Source organism: Paraburkholderia oxyphila NBRC 105797 (assembly GCF_000685075.1).
GTDB lineage: Bacteria > Pseudomonadota > Gammaproteobacteria > Burkholderiales > Burkholderiaceae > Paraburkholderia > Paraburkholderia oxyphila.
This window is the reverse complement of record NZ_BAYD01000150.1, coordinates 1-20170: the sequence shown is the minus strand read 5'-3', so window position 1 is coordinate 20170 and position 20170 is coordinate 1. Positions and strand designations below refer to the sequence as shown.

The 20170-nt window shown below is 64.3% G+C and carries 17 protein-coding genes; 10 read left to right on the top strand and 7 right to left on the bottom strand.

The annotated features are described in order from the left end of the window. Window positions 1–55 precede the first annotated feature (55 nt). From BO1_RS44540 to BO1_RS44530, 3 genes are all read right to left on the bottom strand, one after another. A complete protein-coding gene (locus tag BO1_RS44540; RefSeq protein WP_052409837.1) occupies window positions 56–1249 on the bottom strand; it encodes an FAD-dependent oxidoreductase in 1194 nt (397 codons plus the stop codon). A 40-nt stretch (window positions 1250–1289) separates the two neighbouring features. Further along, window positions 1290–2819: an aldehyde dehydrogenase family protein gene (locus BO1_RS44535; RefSeq protein ID WP_218002866.1), complete on the bottom strand. Its 1530-nt coding sequence runs from the start codon at window positions 2817–2819 to the stop codon at window positions 1290–1292. 84 nt (window positions 2820–2903) lie between these two features. Further along, entirely contained in the window at window positions 2904–4010 is a 1107-nt protein-coding gene (locus BO1_RS44530; RefSeq protein ID WP_028223103.1) for an NAD(P)-dependent alcohol dehydrogenase, read from the bottom strand. A gap of 235 nt (window positions 4011–4245) precedes the next feature. Between BO1_RS44530 and BO1_RS56745 the strand changes: the two genes are divergently transcribed. Beyond that, window positions 4246–5013, top strand: coding sequence for a TetR/AcrR family transcriptional regulator (locus BO1_RS56745; RefSeq protein ID WP_028223102.1), 768 nt, complete (start codon window positions 4246–4248; stop codon window positions 5011–5013). Between the two features lie 286 nt (window positions 5014–5299). On the opposite strand, the gene BO1_RS59925 is transcribed toward BO1_RS56745, so the two are convergent. Continuing rightward, window positions 5300–5566, bottom strand: coding sequence for a hypothetical protein (locus BO1_RS59925; protein ID WP_156992759.1), 267 nt, complete (start codon window positions 5564–5566; stop codon window positions 5300–5302). Here BO1_RS59925 and BO1_RS44520 point away from each other — a divergent pair. From BO1_RS44520 to BO1_RS44505, 4 genes are all read left to right on the top strand, one after another. Further along, on the top strand, window positions 5565–6686 hold the full coding sequence (locus tag BO1_RS44520; protein ID WP_156992758.1) for a substrate-binding domain-containing protein: 1122 nt from the start codon (window positions 5565–5567) through the stop codon (window positions 6684–6686). The genes BO1_RS59925 and BO1_RS44520 overlap by 2 nt on opposite strands. Before the next feature lie 16 nt (window positions 6687–6702). Then, window positions 6703–9180 carry an ATP-binding cassette domain-containing protein gene (locus tag BO1_RS44515; protein WP_028223100.1) on the top strand — a complete coding sequence of 826 codons (2478 nt, stop codon included), beginning with the start codon at window positions 6703–6705 and terminating at the stop codon, window positions 9178–9180. 29 nt (window positions 9181–9209) lie between these two features. Continuing rightward, entirely contained in the window at window positions 9210–10208 is a 999-nt protein-coding gene (locus tag BO1_RS44510; RefSeq protein WP_245644077.1) for an ABC transporter permease, read from the top strand. Window positions 10209–10336: 128 nt separating this feature from the next. Further along, the gene (locus tag BO1_RS44505) at window positions 10337–11407 is read left to right on the top strand and encodes a porin (RefSeq protein WP_028223098.1); all 1071 of its coding nucleotides are present in this window, start codon (window positions 10337–10339) and stop codon (window positions 11405–11407) included. A gap of 120 nt (window positions 11408–11527) precedes the next feature. Here the strand turns inward: BO1_RS44505 and BO1_RS44500 are convergent, their stop codons facing one another. Beyond that, window positions 11528–12493: an alpha/beta hydrolase gene (locus BO1_RS44500; RefSeq protein ID WP_028223097.1), complete on the bottom strand. Its 966-nt coding sequence runs from the start codon at window positions 12491–12493 to the stop codon at window positions 11528–11530. A gap of 285 nt (window positions 12494–12778) precedes the next feature. Between BO1_RS44500 and BO1_RS44495 the strand changes: the two genes are divergently transcribed. The 3 genes from BO1_RS44495 (at window position 12779) to BO1_RS55395 (ending at window position 15194) form a co-directional block, all read left to right on the top strand. Then, window positions 12779–13612 (top strand): ABC transporter substrate-binding protein, encoded by an 834-nt coding sequence (locus tag BO1_RS44495; RefSeq protein ID WP_028223096.1) that lies wholly within the window; start codon window positions 12779–12781, stop codon window positions 13610–13612. Between the two features lie 62 nt (window positions 13613–13674). Further along, window positions 13675–14406 carry an amino acid ABC transporter permease gene (locus BO1_RS44490; RefSeq protein ID WP_028223095.1) on the top strand — a complete coding sequence of 244 codons (732 nt, stop codon included), beginning with the start codon at window positions 13675–13677 and terminating at the stop codon, window positions 14404–14406. Next, window positions 14403–15194: an amino acid ABC transporter permease gene (locus BO1_RS55395; protein ID WP_084688765.1), complete on the top strand. Its 792-nt coding sequence runs from the start codon at window positions 14403–14405 to the stop codon at window positions 15192–15194. The genes BO1_RS44490 and BO1_RS55395 overlap by 4 nt, the downstream gene beginning before the upstream one ends. Here BO1_RS55395 and BO1_RS44480 read toward each other — a convergent pair. Together BO1_RS44480 and BO1_RS44475 are read right to left on the bottom strand one after the other, a co-directional pair. Beyond that, window positions 15166–16656, bottom strand: a complete 1491-nt coding sequence (locus BO1_RS44480; RefSeq protein ID WP_028223094.1) for an aldehyde dehydrogenase — start codon at window positions 16654–16656, stop codon at window positions 15166–15168. The two genes, BO1_RS55395 and BO1_RS44480, sit on opposite strands and share 29 nt — an antisense overlap. 76 nt (window positions 16657–16732) lie before the next feature. Then, entirely contained in the window at window positions 16733–17326 is a 594-nt protein-coding gene (locus BO1_RS44475; RefSeq protein WP_028223093.1) for a thioesterase family protein, read from the bottom strand. 209 nt (window positions 17327–17535) lie between these two features. Between BO1_RS44475 and BO1_RS44470 the strand changes: the two genes are divergently transcribed. Further along, on the top strand, window positions 17536–18666 hold the full coding sequence (locus BO1_RS44470; RefSeq protein ID WP_028223092.1) for a porin: 1131 nt from the start codon (window positions 17536–17538) through the stop codon (window positions 18664–18666). A gap of 38 nt (window positions 18667–18704) precedes the next feature. Beyond that, window positions 18705–20105, top strand: a complete 1401-nt coding sequence (locus tag BO1_RS44465) for an FAD-binding oxidoreductase (RefSeq protein ID WP_043288933.1) — start codon at window positions 18705–18707, stop codon at window positions 20103–20105. The last annotated feature ends 65 nt before the right edge of the window (window positions 20106–20170 follow it).

The window sequence follows — 20170 nt, the reverse complement described above, 5'->3', positions numbered from 1 at the left end:
TTAAGGCCAACGCGCAAAAGCGCCTAAAAAATAAGGACACCGATGAGCTAAGGCTTCATCCAATCTCCGCAACTGCGGCAGCACCAGCACCAGCACCAGCATCATGCTCAAGAATCCACCGCACTTCCTTAGTCCAGGCGCTCATCGCGGCATCACGCTGCGCCGCATCCCCAAAGTCAGTGCGATAAAACTGCCCCGCCTGCCGGGCAACGGCCTGCACACGAGCGGTACGCTCACGCCGCAGTCGCTCATAGCTAGCGAGTCGCTCAGCGAGATTCCCGGCACGAGCCCCTTTAAGCAGGACACCAAGCGTATACGCGTCCTCAATCGCCTGACCGGCGCCTTGCCCAAGATGAGGAACCATCGGATGCGCAGCATCGCCCATGAGCGTCACGCGCCGGGTCGTCCAGCACGGCAGCGAAGGCCGATCATAAATGCCCCAAACGTAGGTCTCGGTGAGCGCAGCAATCGTCTGCCCGACACGCTCATCCCAGCCGCGATATTCGGCTGCGAGCGCACCAGGATCGCCAAGCGCCGACCACGATTCCGCAGAATCGCGGTCCGTCGGAACAAACGCGACCATGTTGATCATCGTGCCCGCCGAAACCGGATAGCACAGGAAGCTGCGCCCGGCGCCCATCCACAGGTACAGGCCTTGTGCATCGCTCGCCCACGGGAGCTTCTCCACAGGCACGAGTCCCCGATAGGCCATCACGCCCTCGCTGGTGGCCGCCACGTCGAGTCCGATGCGCTGCCGTACGACCGAGCGAATGCCGTCGGCCCCAATCACGAGATCGCAAGTCACGCGCGCGCCGTTCTCGAACGTGAGCGTCACGCCGTCATCGTCCTCGATCAGGTCAGCGCAACGGTGGCCGAGCCGGAAGTTCGACGCGGGCACGGCACGCGCCAGGATGTCGAGGAATTCCGCGCGGTGGACGTTGTAGCCTTGACCGGCGTCCGATAACGGCACGCTGCCTCGTGCACCGCCGGTCTCGATCGGCACGCCGGCGGCGCTCATCAGCCGGACGCCGGCGGTCGGCGAGCCGATCTTGCGCAGCGCGTCGCCGAAGCCCAGCTTCTCGAGCAGCCGTGTCGCGTTCGGATGCAGCGTCACGCCCGCGCCGATTTCCCTGAACTCGTCCGCCTGTTCATAGACGCACACGTCGTGTCCCGATTCCCGCAGCGCCGCGGCAGTCACCAGCCCGGCGATCCCGCCGCCTACGATTGCAATGCTCAATTTGTCTGTCATGTCATGCCTCATGGGTTGTCGTGGCCTGCGCGTCGTCACGTCAGGCCGAAGGGGCGGGCGGCGCGAACAATCCGAGCGGACCTTCCGCCAGGTTCAAGACGACGCTCTTCAGCTGCGTGTAGTGGGACAACGTCTCATGTGTGTTCTCGCGCCCGAAGCCGCTTTGCTTGACGCCGCCAAGCGCCATCCCCGGCCGCGTGTTGTAGTAGCGGTTGACCCACACGGTGCCCGTTTCGAGCGCGCGGGCGATCCGGTGAGCGCGGTTCAGATCGCGCGTCCACACGCCGCCTGCGAGACCGTAGAGGCTGTCATTCGCGGCGTCGATCATGTCGGCTTCGTCTTCCCAGTCGATCACCGTGGTGACGGGGCCGAAGATTTCCTCGCGGAAGATCGTCATCTCGCGCTGCACGCCCGTGAACAGCGTCGGCTCGATGAAGAGGCCGTCGCCGAGGCCCGGGACGCGCGCGCGGCCGCCCCCGAAGGCGACCTGCGCGCCTTCGCGCTTGCCGGCCTCGATGTAGCCCATCACGCGGTCGAACTGCACCTCCGACGACACGGCGCCAATCTGAGTCGCCGGGTCCAGCGGGTTGCCGTAGCGGATGCGCGCGAGCAGCGCGGTCACCTTCTCGAGCAGCGCGTCGCGCACCTTGCGATGCACGAACACACGGCTGCCGGCGAGACACACCTCGCCCTTGTTCAGCACGGTCGACATCACGACGGATTCCGCGGCGGCGTCCAGATCGGCATCGTCGCAAACGATATTGGCCGACTTGCCGCCCAGCTCCATCGTCTGCGGAATGATGGACTGGCTCGCATATTCGATGATCTTCTGGGCGGTCGCGCGGGAGCCGGTGAAGGACACCTTGCGCACGTCCGGGTGCGTGACGAGACGCTCGCCGACCTCGCGTCCATAACCGGTCACGACGTTGACGACGCCTGGCGGCAAGACATCTTTCAATTCCTCGGCGAGCGCCATCACGGAGAGGCAGACGGTCTCGGCGGGCTTGAGCACCACCGTGCAGCCCGCGGCCAGCGCGGGGGCGAGCTTCAGCGCCGCCATCAGCAGCGCGACGTTCCACGGAATGATCTGCGCGACCACGCCGATCGGTTCGCGATGCGTGAGCGCGATGCTGCCGGGGAAGTCGAGCACCTCGCCCCGCAGATGCGTCAGGCCCGCGTAGAACTCGAATTGCTCGATGGCGTTTTGAACGTCGAGCAGACCTTCGATGAGCGTCTTGCCGTTGTTCAGCGACTCCATGACCGCGAATTCGGCCTGGCGCTCGCGCAGCCGGGCCGCGATTTCGAGCAGCCGCCGCTGGCGTTCGAGCGGCTCGGTGCACGACCACGCCGGAAAGGCGGCCTTCGCTGCGCGAACGGCCCGATCAACGTCGAGCGCATTGCCGGCCTGGATCTTGCCGACGACTTCGCGCGTCGCGGGGTTATGCAACTCGATCAGCTGCCCGCTGTCGCCGCCGACCCATTCGTTGCCGATCAGGTGTCCGTAGACACGGTCGTGGTCGATCTGCGCGGCAATGGCCTTGCTTTGCTCAAAAGACGGTGGAATGAACAATTTCTTCTCCTCGATCACTAGATCAATAAATCAATAGTCCTGATGGTTTTTCATGCGGGCAGATCCGCCGCTAGTGATGGTCTGCTATGCCGCGAACCGGATCACGGGCTTGATGGTTTCCCCTCGGGCGACGTCGGCGAACGCCTCGTTGATCTGCGACGGTTCGTAGAAGCGAATCAGCTTGTCGATCGGGAACGCGCCGGCGCGGTAGAACTCGATCAGCCGGGGGATGAAGTCCTGAGGTGTGGCGTCCCCCTGGATGATCCCTTGCAGGCTTTGCCCGGCGCTCAGCCGCGACGCGTCGAGCAGCGCGCCCGCAGCGGGGCTGAAGAAGACGAAGCCGAATTTCCCCATGATCGCGAGCGCGGCCACGCCGGCTTCGAGGCTCTCCTTGCGCCCGCTCGTGTCGAGCACGAAATCGACGCCGCGCGGCGTAACGCTGCGGATCTCGGCGGCCACGTCCGCCGAACGGGCGTTGATCGCGACATGGGCGCCCAGCTCGCGCGCGAGCTGCAGCCGCTCCTCGTTGACGTCGATGGCGATGATCTTGCTGGCGCGCGCAATCTTGCTCGCCATGATCGCCGCGAGCCCGACGGCGCCAACGCCGAAGACTGCGATCGATGCGCCTTCTGGGACGTCGAGCGTGTGGAGCACGGCGGCCGCACCGGTCTGAAAGCCGCAGCCAAGCGGGGCGAGCACCGCGAGCGGCAGGTCGCGCGGAACCTTCACGACATTGCGTTCGTTCGCGAGGCTGAAGGTGGCGAACGACGACTGACCGAAGAAGCGCCCGCGGATCGGGGTGCCGTCGGCATCGGCGAGTCCCGGCGTGCCGTCGGCGCGGGTGCCCGCGAAGTTCATCTGCACGAGGTGGTCGCAGTAGGCCGGATGCCCGGTGCCGCAGGCATCGCAATGGCCGCACGAGTTGAACGACAGCACGACGTGGTCGCCCGGCACGACCGACGTCACCGCACTGCCGACGCGTTCGACCACGCCCGCGCCCTCATGGCCGAGCACGGCCGGCAATTCGATCGGCATCAGCTGGTCGCGGAAATGCGCGTCGGTCTGGCAGATCCCGCTGGCGGCTATCCTGACGAGCACCTCGTCGGGGCGCGGGTCGTCGAGCACCAGATTCTCGAGCGTGAAGGAGCCATGTGGTTCCCGGAGGACGGCCGCGGACGTTTGGGTGGTCATGTCGATTTCCTGTCAGGTTGGGGGAAGCAGGGGCAATGGCGCCAACGGTCCGGCCCCGCATCCAGGCCGGGTTCGTCGTCGCTTTTTTATAACGTACACTTGTACGGTTTAATGAATTAGTGGTGAAAACCCTGGAGTGAAAGTGCGCCTGGTCGCTCGTGATAAAATGAACGTCCGTACGGTTTATGAGCCGAGCGGGCAGACTGGCCCGCCAGGAACGTGCAAGGAAGCGTGTATGAAAGAGACGTCTGAATCGGCTCCGAAGAAGGAGCGCGCGGTCCGCTCAACGCGGGAAGAGGCGGCAGGCGGCGCGGCTGTGAACGCGCCGTCCGGGGCCGGAAAATCCCCCGGCGAGCCGCGGCCGGCGGGCAGATTGCGCCGGGAGCAGCAGCGCTCGATCGATACCCGGCGCGCGATCATCGATGCCGCGCTGGCCGAGTTCGCCGAGAAGGGCTTCGAGGCCGCGAGCATCCGGGAGATTGCGGCGCGGGTGAATCTGCCTCACACCACGGTCACGCATCACTACCGGAGCAAGGATTTACTGTGGCAGGCCGTGGCCGAAGATCTCTTTTCGACCATCCGGAGCCTGTGGGAGCGCAACACCGATCGCTCGCAAGCGTCAGGGGTGTTCGACCGCTTGATGAGCGAGTACGTGAGCTTCCTGCAATTCACGATCGAGCATCCGCTGTTCCATCAATTTCTCGCCCGCGAGAAGTGGCCCGGCAATCCGCGTCTGCCTTGGCTGGCGGAGCACATTCTGACGCCGCTGCTGGCCCACTTGCTCCCGGAGATTCGCGACGCGCAGCAGGCGGGATGCCTGCCGCCGGGCAATCCGATCCTGATCCACTACCTCTTCCTGGCGCTGATGTCGGCGCCCGCGATGTTCGGCGCCGAGATGGAATATACGGCGGGCATGAAGAGCAGCAATCCGCTGATGGTTTCGGAGTACGTAGCACTCGTGAAGTCGATTTTCGCCGGCAAATACGCGCCCGACGCGCAATGACCGGCCGCCTCCCGCCGGGTCCGTTGCGCTAGCCTCGCCGCTTTCAGCCGCAGCCACAGCCACAGCCGCTGCCGGTACCGTCTTGAGACGACACCCATGTGACATCCGTCGCCCGCGGCACATGTCCAGGGCCTGTTCACGCTAATAACTGGCCCTAGGGAGATTCCCCAGGGCTCTTGACTTTGGTCATTCCAAAACACATCATTCGATATAAATCAATCGCGCATAGCATCATCGTATTTGAATGATGTATCGGCAAGTCACCCCTCGACCTGCATTCGTCTGTTTATTTTCGCTCTATCGCATTGCGCTGTTCAAGCTGTCGATCCGCATCCATCGCGGGAATCAAGGTCTTGGCTAATCGATCCGGGTGCAGATAGAGCAGGCGGGAAATCAGGCGGCACATTCGTTTGACAATGTTTCGTACACCATAGCAATGCTGGCAATCGGGGCATTGCTCATATTTCACTACGACATCGATGATCAACATGTTCGACTCGCTCAAGTCCTGGCTGGCTGCCACGCGAAACACGGTAGACACGCGCGAATTCATGAACGCCGCCTCCGGCAGGCAGGGTGGCCGTGCAGCGCAGCCATTCATTGGCGCACTCGCGAAGATTGCCGTGGTGTGCGGCGCCTGCACCGTCGGCACGGCCGCCTGGGCGGCTGGCGACTCCGTGACCAACCATCAAGGCGACATCACGCCTATGTGCGGCACCAAGCCGATGATCGTCGGCATCTCCGACGGCTACGGCGGCAATACGTGGCGCAAGACCGGGCTCGCCGAAGCCAAAGACGAGCTCAGCCGCTGTAAGAACGTCAAGCGGATCATCTATAGCAACGCCAATGGCGACCCGCAGAAGGCAAGCTCCGATATCAACAGCATGGTCGCGCAGGGCGTCAACGTCCTGATTCTGTTGCCCGACTTCGGCGCGGTGCAGCTGCCTTCAATGCGCTCGGCCATGAAGGCGGGCGTCGCGGTCGTCCCGTACTCGGCTCAGCTCGCGGGCACTCCGGGCCGCGATTACGTCGTCAACGTGGTGGGCGATACGAATCAGATCGGCGTGCTGTGGGCGAACTGGCTCGGGACCACGGTGAAGAAGGGGAATGTGGTGTTCCTGGGCGGCTCGCCAGGCGCCGCGAGTTCGCAGAACTTCCTCAACGGCCTCAAGGCGGGCCTCAAGCCGTACGCGAACCTCAAGTTGCTGAGCGACCAGTTCGTCGTGACGAACTGGAACCCCGTGGACGCGCAGAAGGCCACGGCCGGTCTCATCGCGCAGTATCCGAAGATCGACGCCATCGTGACCGACTCCGGCACCACCGCGCTGGCTGCGATCAAGGCATTCGAGCAGGCGCATCTCGCGGTCCCCGCCATCGCGACGATCGCGAGCGACAACGAGCTCAACTGCCACTATCTGCAGGCGAAGAAGACGGGCACGCCGTTCCCCTACTACACCCTCGATGGCACGACCTCATACGTGCGCTTTGCCGTGCGCCAGGGTGTGGCGGCGTATCAGGGAACGGCCGACAAGGAGTCGCCTTCGATTCTGCCCTTCGTCTACGCGGACAGCGCCAAGGGCCTCGAGCCGAAGTGCGATCCGTCCGCGCCGCCCGATGCCGATCTCACCTCCGCACTTCCTGCCGCCAAGCTCAAGGAAGTCTTTGCCCAGTAATCGTTCGAGACGAATCATGAATGACCAGAAAACGCTGCTGCAGATCGATGGTGTCACCAAGATCTTCCCCGGAGTCCGGGCGCTCGACAACGTGACGTTCTCGGTGGTCGAGGGCGAGGTGCACGGGCTCGTCGGCGAGAACGGGGCGGGCAAATCCACGCTCATGGCCGTCGCGTCCGGCGCCCTCGTGCCGGAGACAGGGCGCGTCGTGATCGACGGCAAGGAGACGCGCGGCGACACCGAAGAGGCACGCCGCCTGGGGCTGGCTATCGTGCGCCAGGAACCGGCGCTCATGCCGGACCTGACCGTGGCGGAGAACCTCTATCTCGGCGTGCCTGTCGAGCAGCGTCCTTCGTTGATCGAAGTTGCTGCGTGGGCGCGAGGGCTCCTGAAGCAATGGAGCGGCGATGTGGCGATCGACGCGAACGAGCGCGTGGTGAGCCTTGGCCCCGAGCAGCGGTTCATCGTCGAGATCGTCAAGGCGCTGGCCGCGAAGCCCAGGGTGCTGGTCCTCGACGAGCCGACCGAGCATCTGTTGACGGACGACGTCGACCGTCTGTTCGAGCGCATCCGCAAGATCACGGCCTCGGGTTGCGCGGTCGTCTACATCTCGCACCGGATTCGTGAGGTGCAGAGAATCGCGCATCGCCTCACGGTGCTGCGCGACGGCCAGGGCCAGGGCACCTATGAGGCCGCGGGCCTCAGCGAACAGGAAATCGTCGAGCTGATCGTGGGCGGCGCGCTCGACCGCGACTTCCCGGCCAAGGGCAACACGGGCGACGCAGGCGTCATTCTCGACGTGGCCAGGCTGCGTGGCGCGGGCTTTACCGACATCTCGGTTCGGGTCAAGCAAGGCGAGATTGTGGGACTCGCGGGAATCGACGGCAACGGCCAGCGCGAGTTCATGCGAGCGCTCGCGGGACAGACGCGCAGCCGTGGCAGCGTCACGGTGGCCGGCGTGGCCGCGAAGCTTCACAACTCGCAGGCGGCGGCCGATGCGGGCATCCGTTATTTGCCGGGCGACCGCCATCGCGAGGGCATCTTCGGCGAATTGTCGGTGCGCGAGAATTTTTCGATCCGCAGCCTGCCATTCGACGCCATCAAGGGGTGGGTGAATCCGCGCAGCGAAGCGAGGCGCGCGCGAGACGCCGTGACGCGATTCGCTGTGAAGACCCCCTCCATCGACACGCCCATTCGCAGCCTGTCGGGCGGCAACCAGCAGAAGCTCGTGCTGGCGAGCGTGCTCGCCAGCCATCCCAAGGTGCTGCTCGTCGACGAGCCGACCCAGGGCGTGGACATTGGCGCACGGATGGAGATCTACAAGGTGCTGCGCGAGGCCGCGGCGGCCGGCACCGCCGTGATCGTGGTGTCCTCGGATGCGCACGAGGTGGCGGGACTCTGCGACCGCGTGCTGATCTTCTCGCGCGGCCACGTCGTCAAGGAACTGGGCGAGAACGCCGTTAGCGAGAACAACATCACGCAGGCCGTCCTGACCGCCACGACGGAACGGGAGAAGGGCGCTTCCACGATCTCCGGGCTCTGGAAGTGGGCGGCCGGCGATTGGGCGCCGCTCGTGATGCTGGCCGTTGCAGTCTGCGCACTCGGCCTGTATGCGGCGCACGTCAATCCGGCCTACCTCTCCGCGCGAAACCTGAGCGGCATGCTGGCGCTCGTGGCGACGCTCGCCATCGTCGCCTACGGGCAGCAGACGCTCATGCTGGTGGGCGGCATCGATCTCTCGGTCGGGCCGCTCATGGGGCTGATCGTCGTGATCCAGTCGTTTTTCCTCAACGATGGCGCCTCATTGGCCCACCAGTTCTCGGGATGGGGGATCGTGTTGCTCGTCGTCCTCGCGGTCGGGTTCGTGAACTGGATGCTGGTCGGCCCGTTCCGCCTGCATCCGATGGTGGCGACGCTCGCGACGTATATGGCGCTTCAGGCCGTGTCGTTGCTGCTGCGCCCGGTGCCGGGCGGCCTCATCGCCGATCCCATCGTGGAGGCCATCGGCAGCCAGCTCGGCTTCGTGCCCGTTGTCGCGATCGTGGCCATTGTGATGGCCGTCGTGCTCGAGATCGCGTTGTACAAGTCGAGGGCCGGTCTCACGCTGCGCGGCGTGGGCTCCCGCGTGGAAGCGGCGCGCATGTCCGGCGCCCGCCCGCAACTGACGCAGCTCGCGGCGTACATGGGGTGCTCGTTCCTTGCCGGTCTCGCTGCCGTGCCGATGATGGCGCAGGTGGGCTCCGGCGACCCCAGCGCCGGCATCAACTACACGCTCGGCAGCGTCGCGGCGGTCGTGATCGGCGGGGCCAGCCTGTTTGGCGGACGCGGTTCCTTCGTGGGTTCGCTGCTGGGCGCGCTGCTGATCATTCAGGTCAACGTAGTGACATCGTTCCTCGATATCGGGGACTCGTGGCAGTCGTACCTCCTCGGCGGGATGATCCTCGCATCGGTCGCGCTCTATTCGAAGAGCAGAGAAATGGTGGTGGCGAAATGAGACATTCAATGCACAATCAGGCGGAAGTCATGTCGGAATTCCTTGAGCCCTCCAAGTCGAAATCGAAAGCAAAGCCAGTACGGCTGCCCGCCGTCGATGAATTCTCGTGGATCTGGATCGGGCTGGTCCTGCTCTTCGTCTGCAGCTCGATCGTCGCGCCGGGCACGATGACGCGAGGCTCGATACTCGCGATGCTGCCGTTCGCCGGCATTCTTGCGATCGTCGCGACGGGCCAGACGCTGGTGATCCAGCAACGCGGGCTCGATATGTCGGCCATTGGCATGGTCTCGCTTGCCGGCATCGTGATGGCCAGAACGGGGTTCGCGTTCAATTCCGTTGTCCTTGCCGTCATCTTCACGGTTTGCGTCGGCGGGGTCGTTGGCATCATCAACGGCGCGCTGATCTCGCGGGTCGCGATCACGCCGCTGGTGGCGACGCTTGCCGTCAACGCGCTGCTGATTGGCTGCGCACGCTCGTTGACCGGCAACGTTCCGGTGGACGTTCCAACCGTCGTGCAAACCCTCTCGCACGCCCAGTTCCTGGGCCTCCCCGCGAACGTCTGGTTCGCCTTCGCGTTCGTGACGAGCGCGTGGATCATTACCCGCAAGACCACGGTCGGGCGCCGGTTCGTTGCCGTGGGCGTGAACCCGCGCGCGGCCGAAGCCGCAGGCGTCAACGTGCTGAAGTACCGGATTGGGGCGTACTTCGTCTCGGCCGTTTGCTTTACCGCGGCAGGCATGCTGCTCGCCGGATTCATCGGCAGCGCGTCGCAAACGTCGGGCAACGACTATCTGCTGCCGGCGATCGCGGCCGTCGTGGTCGGCGGCACGCCGTTCACGGGCGGCAGAGGCAGTGTCGTCGCCAGCGCGGCGGCCGCACTGTTCATGGCGCAACTCGGCCAGCTCGTGCTGGCGCTGGGCGCGGGCCCCGCGGTTCAGCTCCTCGTTCAGGCCAGTGCGATTCTGCTGGCGACGGTGGTGCGTCATCTTCCGGAATTCCTGCGCACGCTGCGCAAGTCCAAGGGGTAGCGTCAGACGCGAATCGATCAGAGCTTGAAATGTCGGTTCGTAATTAGTAGTGCGATGTTCATTACGGTATGGCCCGCAAAGAGGCCTCCGCATGGTTCATGGAGATTACTTTCGTTGAGGATGACAAAATGAAAAAACTGGCATTGTTTGTGGCCTTGGCAACCATCGGGATCTGCAATGCGAACGCGCAGAGCTCCGTGACCTTGTACGGGCGCATTGCGGCTGGCTTCGACTACGTGACCAACGTGGCGACCCCGGACGGCGAATCGAAGAATAACTTCCGGTTCGGCAGCAATCAGTACGGGTACAGCTGGTTCGGCCTGAAAGGCGATGAAGATCTTGGCGGCGGCCTGCATGCCGTCTTCAAGCTCGAGAGCCTCTTCACATCCGGCACGGGCGAGATTCCAGCGGACACGATCTTTACCCGCGATGCGTATGTCGGGCTGTCCTACGACAAGCTCGGCAGCCTCTGGTTAGGCCGGGCCATGAGCCTGACCGACGAAACCGGCTGGTACATCGACCCGCTGGGCGAGCAGGTCGGGACCGGCATTGCTAACTTCGCCTACGGACGCGCGTGGGGGCCACGGCCAGACGTCGTGACCTACAATTCGCCGAAGTGGGCGGGCTTCTCGTTCCGTGTGCAAAATGGCCTGGGTGGCGAGGCGGGCAACTTCCGGGGTAACCGCCAGTTCAGCGTGAGCGCGCAGTACACCGTCGCGAGTTTTGCGGCGTACGGGGTATACGAGGAAATCCGCGATGCCAACGGGAAATTCTCCGATCTGTACTCGGCTTCGCGGGAGTACATGATCGGCGGCACCTATACGCTCGGGCCCGTCAAGTTCTTTACCGGCTATCAGCAGCTGGTTTCGTCCGGATCGGATACGGTCGCGACTACCTTCAATCCGTTTGCGGCAACGCGCAGCCAGCAGGAGTGGCTCGGTGCCTCCTGGCAGGCCACGCCCGCGCTGGCGTTCCAGGCCGGCTGGTATCACGGCAACGTCAATCACGGCGGCGGCACCGGCAACCTCGGGGCGCTCGGGACCACCTACAACCTTTCGGCGCGCACCTTTCTCTACCTGACGCTCGGCGCCATGTTCAACGGCAAGCAGTCTTCGTTCCCGGTTGAAACTACGGACTCCTTGCCGTTGCCGGGGCACAACCAGCAAGGCGGCTACGTTGGCGTCATGCACTTCTTCTGAGCGTACGCGAAGACTTTGCGGCGCGCCGTTTGTGAGGTCATTAAGTAACGAAATTGCGATTGGGGGCGCTGATACGGCCAGTTATCTAGCGGCGCCTCCAATCGATCGATTCCAGCGGCTTCACGATCCGCTAGCCGATTGCAGTCTCCCCGTAAGAAACGCGCCGATGTCATCGAGCGCCTGTGTCGCGGCCTTCAACTTCCCGACGCTGCCGTGGAATCCGTGCGGCATGCCCAGCCAGACGTCCACTCGCGCATCCACGCCCGCGGCGACGGCGCGTTGAACGTACAGGCGCGAATCGTCGAGCAGGACTTCATCGTCTCCCACGTGCACGAGCACGGGCGGCAAGCCGGTCACGCTTGCGTGGAGCGGCGAGGCCAGCGGATTCCTGGGGTCGGCGTCCCGCAAGTAGGCTTGGACGAATTCCGATGCTTGTGCGCGCGTGAAAAGCGGATCGGCGTCTGCGCGCGTTTCGTACGTGGGACCCGAGAGCGTCAAATCCGTAACGGGTGACAACGCAACCGCGCCTGCGAGTATGGCCCTCGTGGCGACTTCTCCGCTGGCGATGCGCGAAACGAGGCCCAAGGCGAGATTGCCGCCCGCCGAGTCGCCCGTCACCGCAATGCGGGCAAAGCCGCTCGCGTCGAGCCCAAGGTAGCAGGCGAGCACATCGCTCACGCCGGCCGGAAAGGGATGCTCGGGCGCCAGCCGATAATCCGGGACAAAGGCTTTTGCACCGCTCCTTGCGGCGATCTGGCCGACGAGATGGCGGAATGCATGGGCGGATCCAAAGTTGAACCAGCCGCCGTGCAGATGGAGGATCACTTCGTCAGGCCGGCTATTTTCGGGCGTGATCCAAAGCCCGGGAATGCCGCCAACCGTGCCGGATTCGACGGTCACGCCCTCGTGGGGCGCCACGCTTTCCATGATCGCGTCGAACGCGCCGCGCCACTCGACGCCCTGCCGCATGCCTTTGGCGGGACGGGTCATCTCGCGCATGGCCCCGGTGATTTTCCCGTCTTCAGGGTCGAGCGGGTGTGTCACGACGAACGCGCTCGACTGATCGCCGGTGGATGAATCTTGCATCGTCAGCTCCAGCGGATTAATGAAAATCGCACACCTCATTTGACCATGGGAGTTGCCAGGCAACAATGCGCGAAAACGTGATGCTCCGTTTCGTGTATAGAACGATGAGTTTCGGTCGGGCGGTGGTGCAAATAGCGCTACGCACACGCCACCAAATCGCCAGCCTTGCTTTCGATCTGAAAAAAGCTTGGTTCCCTCGCCAGCGTCGCCCCGCTAGGCTGTGTGCTCCGCCCGTGCCTGTGCTCAATGGCAGCACACGGGCGCAACCAATGAGGGAACTCGACAATGAAAAACAGATCCTGGGGCACAGTGCCGGCTGCACTGTTGACGGTATTGCTGGTCGTGGCATCGAGCGCAGCGCATGCGGATCGTCTGGACGACATCAAGAAGGCCGGCGTGCTGCGCGTTGCTGCGTTCGACAGTAACCCGCCGTTCGGCTTTGTCGATCAGAAGGACAACCAGATCGTCGGGCTCGATGTCGATTATGCGCGCGCCGTGGCCAAACGGCTCGGCGTGAAACTCGAAGTCCAGCCCACCAATCCCGCCAACCGCATCGCGTTTCTGAAGTCGGGCAAGGTCGATCTGGTATTCGCGAACTTCACGATCACCGATGAGCGCAAGAAGGAAGTGGATTTCAGCACACCGTACTTCGCATCGGGTACGCAGTTCATTGCGAAGAAGGGCGTGCTCAAGTCGCCGGAGCAGTTGAACGGCTTGCGCATTGGCGCCGACAAGGGCACGACCAACGAGCAGCAGGTGCGCGCGAAATTCCCGAGCGCGACGATCGTCGCCTATGACGACACGCCGTTCGCTTTCGCCGCGCTGCGCACGGGCAACGTGCAGGCCATTACCCAGGACGGTCCGAAGCTCGTTGCGTTGCTTGCCCGCGTGCCCGACAAGGCGAACTACGAGATTTCGCCTTTCACGATATCGAACGACTACGAAGGCGTTGGCGTGCCCAAGGGCGAGACGCGCTTGCTCGATGTGGTGAACAGCACGCTGACACACCTCGAAGCGGACGGCGAGGCCGCGCAGATCTATGACAAGTGGTTCGGACCGAAGAGCGCGGCGCCGCTGCCGCGTCTCTTCAAGATTGGCGACGCGGAAAAAAGCAGTTGAGCGTTGCGATCCTCTTCGGCGCCCGCATCCTGTCGGGCGCAATGCTTTCCTTTGCCTGATCCATGCATACCTGGCTTGAACCGAAGTACCTCGCGTGGCTCGAACACGGCTTCTTCGTGACGCTGATGCTGTCCGCGTGCGCGGCCTCGTGCGCAACGCCGCTGGGCTTCGCGCTGGCGGTTGCGCGCACGGCGCGCAGCGGCGCGATCGCACGCGGGGCGGCGGCTTACGTGTTCGTTTTCCGCAATTCGCCGCTGCTCGTGCAGCTGCTGTTCTGGTACTTCGGCGTGGCGGCCGTTTTGCCGTCAGGCTGGATGGCCTGGCTCAACACACCGCACGCGGCAACGCTTGGCCCGCTGACGCTGCACTGGCCGAGTTTCGAGCTGTTCGCGGGCTGGGTTGGATTGACCTGCTACACGACGGCGTTCATCGGCGAGGAGTTTCTTGCCGGCATGCGTGGCGTGAGCGTGGCACAAGAGCAGGCGGCTGCCGCGCTCGGCATGGGCCGCTACGCGACGTTGCGCTACGTGATCCTGCCACAGGCGCTGCGCATTGCGACGCCGCCCCTTGCGGGCCAGTACATGAACCTCGTCAAGAACTCCTCGCTGACGATGGCGATAGGCGTTGCAGAGCTGTCGTATATGTCGCGTCAAGTTGATTCGGAGAGCTTCAGGACATTTCAGGCATTCGGCACGGCCACCGTATTCTATGTGCTGGCCATCGCAGCCATCGAAGTGGCGCTGGTGCTCTGGCAACGCACCGGCACGCGCGCATTGCAGCGAGGCCGGGCGTGACCGGCTTCGAATGGCTTCCGACGCTGCGCTATCTGCTGCTCGGCGCGTTTCCGGCCGGCCCGCTGGGCGGCGTGGCATTGACGGTCGTGCTTTCGGTCGTCTCGGCGTTGCTCGCCGCGCTGATCGGTCTCGCGGGCGGCATTGCGCTCGCCATGACACGCGGCTTCGTCCATCTCGCGCTAACGGTCGTGGTTGCGTTCTTTCGCGCGATCCCCGTGCTGATGCTGATTTTCTGGACCTTCTTCCTGATGCCGATCCTGCTGCACATAGACGTCCCGGGCCTCGCGACCGTCGTGTGTGCACTGGCACTGATCGGCGGCGCGTACCTGTCGCATTCCGTGCATGCAGGCATCGCATCGATCGGCGATGGGCAGCGGCAGGCGGCGCTCTCGCTTGGCTTGACGCGCTGGCAGGCGTTGCGCGCCGTGATCCTGCCACAAGCCGTGCGCGTGATGATGCCGTCGTTCGTCAACCAGTGGGTCTCGCTGGTCAAGGATACGTCGCTGGCCTATATCGTTGGCGTGCCGGAATTCACGTTCCTCGCCAATCAGCTCAACAACCGGCTGATGGTGTATCCGGCGCAGATCTTCCTGTTCGTCGGGCTGGTCTATCTGCTGCTGTGCGGCGCGCTGCAGTGGCTCGCGAACGCCTTGCTCGTGCGCCGCAAATCTCCACACGGGCGCGCGACACGGGCCGGCAGACGTTCGCCCGCCCGCCACGGCTCTGCGGCGAAAGCGGGCGGTCGCGATCGGCAGCGTCTTAGCGCAAGCGCACGATGGTGGACTTGAGCTCCGTATATTTCTCCAGCGCGTGCAATGAGTTGTCGCGCCCGTTACCGGACTCCTTGAAGCCGCCGAACGGGAAGTTCATGTCGTCGGTTTCCTCGTAGCCGTTCACCCACACCGTGCCGGCGCGCAGCCGCCGCGCGGTTTCGTGCGCCGTCGTGAGGCTGGAACTCCAGACGGCGGCCGCGAGCCCATAGGGCGTGTCGTTGGCGAGCGCGATGGCTTCGTCGAGAGTATCGAACGCCGTCACCGCGAGCACGGGGCCGAAGATCTCTTCGCGCACGATCGGGCTTTGCGTGTCCGCGCAATCGAACACCGTCGGCTCGACATACTGCCCGCCGGTTTCGCTGCGCACGCGTTGTCCGCCGTGCAGCAACCGCGCCGTCGCGCGGCCCTGCTCGACATAGCCCAGCACGCGGTCCACCTGGGCCGCGTCGATCAGGCTGCCCATGCGCGTGGCCGGCGAGAGCGGGTCGCCTGGCGCGTACTCCGCCGCGATGGCCAGCACGCGATCGAGGAAGGACGTCTTGATGTCGCGATGCACGAGCAGACGCGAACCGGCCGTGCACATCTGCCCCGTGTTGTAGAACACGGCATGGGCGACGCTACGGGCCGCGCGTTCCAGATCGGGGCAGTCGGGCAGGACGATTTGCGGCGACTTGCCACCGAGTTCGAGCCAGACGCGCTTGAGGTTCGAGTCGGCCGCGCTGCGCGCGATCTTGCGCCCGACCGCGGTCGAGCCCGTGAACGCGAGGCAGTCTACGTCGTTGTGGAGCGCAAGCGCTGCGCCCGTGTCGCCGAAGCCCGGCACCACGTTGAGCACGCCGGCCGGCAGGCCCGCTTGCGCGGCCAGTTCGGCAAGACGCAAGGCCGTGAGTGGTGACTTCTCCGAGGGCTTGAGCACGACGCTGTTGCCGCTCGCGAGCGCCGGGGCGCATTTCCACATGGCGATCAGCGCCGGAAAATTCCACGGCACGACGGCGCCCACCACGCCCACGGGTTCGCGCGTGACGAGACCCAGAAACTCCTCGCCGACTGGCGCGACTTCGCCGCCGGTTTTGTCGATGGCCTCGGCGAACCAGCCAATGCAGTACGCTGACGAGGGAATGTCCACGCTCGTCGTGTCCGCGATGGGCTTGCCCGTGTCGAGCGTTTCGAGCAGTGCGAGCTCGTCGGCGTGCTCGCGTACGAGCTCGGCCCAGCGCAGTAGCACGGCTTTGCGCGCACGCGGCGCCTGGGTGCGCCACACGCCGCGCTCGAAGGTGCTGCGCGCCGCCTTCACGGCGCGATCGACGTCCGCCGCGCGGCAATAGGCGACCTCGGTGAGCGTGCGGCCGTCGATCGGGCTGGTGCACGTGTACGTCTTCGAGTCGTGCGCGGCGCACCTGGCGCCGTCGATCCATGCGCGGCCCTCGATGGCGAGCGTTGCCGCTCGTGCGGTCCAATCCTGCACTGCTTCGGTCATGCGTGGTACTCCTCAATGTCTGGAATGAGATGATGCGGCCATGTCGTAATCGGTGATCCGTGACCGCGCAGGCCGCTCAGGCCGCCGCGCTATGGGCTCCGGCTTGCGCGTCGCGCCGCGCAATGGCAATCACGCGGCCCGCGTCGGCGGGGCGCGCGGCGCGGCTATGGGCGGCATGGATCGCGGCGAGGCGCTGCTGGATCTCGGCAGGAAAGGGCGCGGCGCGCCCGGCCCGCATGTCGACGTGCATGAGCATCTGCTCGGCGCTCGCCAGCAGGGTGCTGCTTTCGGCATGGAACATCTCGTGAAAGATGTGCAGCCGCTTGTGATCGAAGTCGAGCAGGCGCAGCGTCAGCCGCAGCGGCTCGCCGAGCGCGACTTCGCGCCGGTTGCGGATATGCGTCTCGACCGTGTAGACGGAATGGCCGCGCTCGCGGTACTCGTCGTCGATGCCGAAGTAGCGAAAGAACGCATCGGTATTGTCGCCGAACACATAGAGGTAGCACGACTCGCTCATGTGCTGGTTGTAGTCCACCCAGGCCGGCTGAACCGTGCAGCGATGCAGCTCCAGTGGCGTGGCAACCGGCGCGCCCAGATCGAAAGGCTGGGATTTTTGGCCTTCGTATGCCGAACGCAATTGATGCGGATTCAAGGGATCGTGTCGATTCATACGCATGGCGCTCCGTTCTCTGGCTGTCCGCTCCGATGGTATGGCTAATTGAACAATTTTTCAACATCGGTCGGCATACGGGAAAATACGGGTGAAACAACTGGCTTGCGCGGCTTTGTCCTGGGTTGAACATTCATTCAGCAAATTTTATACTCGCCCACGATCGCTGATCAACAAAAGAGCAACACTCAGGTTTGGAGACCTCGACGATGAAGAAACAAGTATTGGCAGCGGGCGTGGCCTGCGCAGTGGTGGCTGGACCGGCATTCGCGCAGAGCAGTGTGACGATGTACGGCATCATCGATGCCGGCATCACCTATGTGAGCAACACGGGCGGCGCGCACGCCTGGCTGTTCGACGACGGCGTGTCCTACGGCAACCGCCTCGGCTTCATGGGCGAGGAGGACCTGGGCGGCGGCAACAAGGCCGTCTTCAAGCTCGAAAACGGCTTCAGGCTGGGCACCGGCAAGCTCAACCAGGGCGGAGCGCTATTCGGGCGCCAGGCCTACGTGGGGCTCGGCAACGAGTGGGGCACGCTCACCTTCGGCAACCAGTACGACTTTGCGTTCGACTTCACGGAAGCGTTCAACGTGAGCGCGTTCGCGAGCGGCTACGGCGTGCACCAGGGCGACTTCGACCGGCAAAGTGGCGACCGCTTGCAGAACGCGGTGAAGTTCGTCAGCAACAGCTACCACGGGCTCGTGGTGGGCGGCATGTACTCGTTCAGCAACACGGCGGGCGACTTCCACGACGGCAGCGCCTGGAGCGTGGGTTCTACCTATTCGATTGGCGACTTCTCGGCGGGCGGCAACTATACGCGCCTGAACAAGCCGCAGGGGCTGGCCACGGTCGATCCGTACGCGCAGATTGGCGTGAGCACGATGTTGGGCCAGACGGTCGCGACTGTCGACCCGCAAACCGGCGCCGTCACCGACCTGTACGCGGACAAGCCGTTCCAGGTCGATTCGCAATCGATCTTCGGCATTGGCGCATCGTATGTCTTCGGCAAGCTCACCGTGAGCGGCGATTTCAGCAACACGACACTGAAGGGCTACGGGCAGTCGTCGACGATGCGCGTCTATGAAGGGGGCGGCATCTATCAGCTGAGCGCGCCGCTTTCGTTCGTGGCAGGCTATCAGTACACCACGTTCGAAGGGCATCACTGGCACGAAGTCGCGCTGGGCACGCATTATCTGCTCTCCAAGCGCACCGACATTTACGCGGCGGTGGACTGGCTGCGTGCGTCGAGTGGCGTGGACGCGGTGATCGGCTATAGTTTCGAACCCTCGTCGAGCCGGACGCAAACGGCTGCGCGCGTGGGCATTCGCCACAACTTCTGAACGGACGCGGACCCGGGCCGCGCCAGCGCATGAGGATCATGAATCAGCCTGAAGAAACTTACTCGTGCGCGCAGGCGGTCGAGCGCCTCGTGCACGTGCTTGGCGCGGACTGCGTGAGCCGCGGCGCCGCGATTGGCGAGCGCTATTTCACGAACTACGGCGAGGCGCCGGGCGAGCGGCCGCTCGCGCTCGTGCGTCCGCGCAGCGTCGAGGAGGTGAGCCGCGCGCTCGCGCTGTGCGATGCGCTGGACATGCCGGTGGTCGTGCAGGGCGGCATGACAGGGCTTGCGGGCGGTGCGGCGCCACGCGCGAGCGATGTGGTGCTATCGATCGAGCGGCTTGCCGGCATCGAGGAGATCGACCGCGACGCGGCAACGGTCACGGTTTGGGCGGGCACGACGTTGCAGGCCGCGCAGGAAGCCGTGGAAGCGGCCGGCTTTACGCTGGGCGTGGATCTGGGCGCGCGCGGCTCGTGCCAGATTGGCGGCAACGTCGCGACGAACGCAGGCGGCAACCGCGTGATCCGCTATGGGACGATGCGGGAGCAGGTGCTCGGGCTCGAAGTGGTGCTTGCGGACGGCACGGTGCTGACCTCGCTGAACAAGATGTTGAAGAACAATGCGGGGTACGATTTGCGCCAGGTGTTCGTTGGCAGTGAGGGGACGCTTGGCGTGGTTACGCGCGTTGTGTTGAGGATGCATCCGAGGATGGCGGCGCCTGCTACGGCGCTGTGTGTGACGGCGAGCTTTGGTCAGGCGCTTGCTTTGCTGCATGTCGCGCGGGCGGCATTGCCTGAGCTTTCAAGCTTCGAAGTGATGTGGCCGCGCTTTTGTGGCTATGTGACGGCGCATACGGCTGATTTGCGTGTGCCGTTTGCTGGGGATGCTGGGCTCAGGGTGTTGATCGAGTGCGCGGGCCGCGATGCGCAGGAGACGGTGGAGCGCTTTCAGGCGGCGCTGGCGGACTGGCTCGAGCAGGGGCTCATTGAGGATGCTGCGCTGGCGCAGAGTGAAGCCGATAAGAGGGCGTTCTGGACGCTGCGCGAGGGGCTTGCTATTGATGCGCTGCCGGATTTGATTAATTTCGATGTGAGCTTGCCGCATGGGCATATGGAGGCGTTTGTTGCTCAGTGCGAGAGTGCGATTGAGGCGCGCTGGCCCGGCGCGCATGTGCTTTTCTTTGGGCATCTCGGGGATGGGAATCTGCATCTGTGTGTGTCCGTGACCTATGCGAGGGGGGAGAGCGCGCATGACGTTGAGGCGCTCGTGTATCGGTTTGTCGGCGAGGCCGGTGGGTCGATTTCTGCCGAGCATGGTGTTGGGGTTTATAAGCGACCGTGGCTTGCGGTCTCTCGGAGTCCCGAGGAGATTGCCGCCATGCGGCGGGTTAAGGACGCGTTTGATCCGCGTGGGATTCTGAATCCTGGTAAGGTTTTGTGAGTCTGTGGTTTGAAATGGGATTTCTGCGGTTTAAGGCGTTGGCCTTAACTTGTATTCGCGGCGGG

Excerpts from the sequence above, each read along its gene's own strand:
- BO1_RS44540 (WP_052409837.1), bottom strand. The coding sequence starts at position 1,249 with ATGACAGACAAATTGAGCATTGCAATCGTAGGCGGCGGGATCGCCGGG.
- BO1_RS44530 (WP_028223103.1), bottom strand. The coding sequence starts at position 4,010 with ATGACCACCCAAACGTCCGCGGCCGTCCTCCGGGAACCACATGGCTCC.
- BO1_RS56745 (WP_028223102.1), top strand. The coding sequence starts at position 4,246 with ATGAAAGAGACGTCTGAATCGGCTCCGAAGAAGGAGCGCGCGGTCCGC.
- BO1_RS44520 (WP_156992758.1), top strand. The coding sequence starts at position 5,565 with ATGAACGCCGCCTCCGGCAGGCAGGGTGGCCGTGCAGCGCAGCCATTC.
- BO1_RS59925 (WP_156992759.1), bottom strand. The coding sequence starts at position 5,566 with ATGAATTCGCGCGTGTCTACCGTGTTTCGCGTGGCAGCCAGCCAGGAC.
- BO1_RS44515 (WP_028223100.1), top strand. The coding sequence starts at position 6,703 with ATGAATGACCAGAAAACGCTGCTGCAGATCGATGGTGTCACCAAGATC.
- BO1_RS44510 (WP_245644077.1), top strand. The coding sequence starts at position 9,210 with ATGTCGGAATTCCTTGAGCCCTCCAAGTCGAAATCGAAAGCAAAGCCA.
- BO1_RS44505 (WP_028223098.1), top strand. The coding sequence starts at position 10,337 with ATGAAAAAACTGGCATTGTTTGTGGCCTTGGCAACCATCGGGATCTGC.
- BO1_RS44500 (WP_028223097.1), bottom strand. The coding sequence starts at position 12,493 with ATGCAAGATTCATCCACCGGCGATCAGTCGAGCGCGTTCGTCGTGACA.
- BO1_RS44495 (WP_028223096.1), top strand. The coding sequence starts at position 12,779 with ATGAAAAACAGATCCTGGGGCACAGTGCCGGCTGCACTGTTGACGGTA.
- BO1_RS44490 (WP_028223095.1), top strand. The coding sequence starts at position 13,675 with ATGCATACCTGGCTTGAACCGAAGTACCTCGCGTGGCTCGAACACGGC.
- BO1_RS44480 (WP_028223094.1), bottom strand. The coding sequence starts at position 16,656 with ATGACCGAAGCAGTGCAGGATTGGACCGCACGAGCGGCAACGCTCGCC.
- BO1_RS44475 (WP_028223093.1), bottom strand. The coding sequence starts at position 17,326 with ATGAATCGACACGATCCCTTGAATCCGCATCAATTGCGTTCGGCATAC.
- BO1_RS44470 (WP_028223092.1), top strand. The coding sequence starts at position 17,536 with ATGAAGAAACAAGTATTGGCAGCGGGCGTGGCCTGCGCAGTGGTGGCT.
- BO1_RS44465 (WP_043288933.1), top strand. The coding sequence starts at position 18,705 with ATGAATCAGCCTGAAGAAACTTACTCGTGCGCGCAGGCGGTCGAGCGC.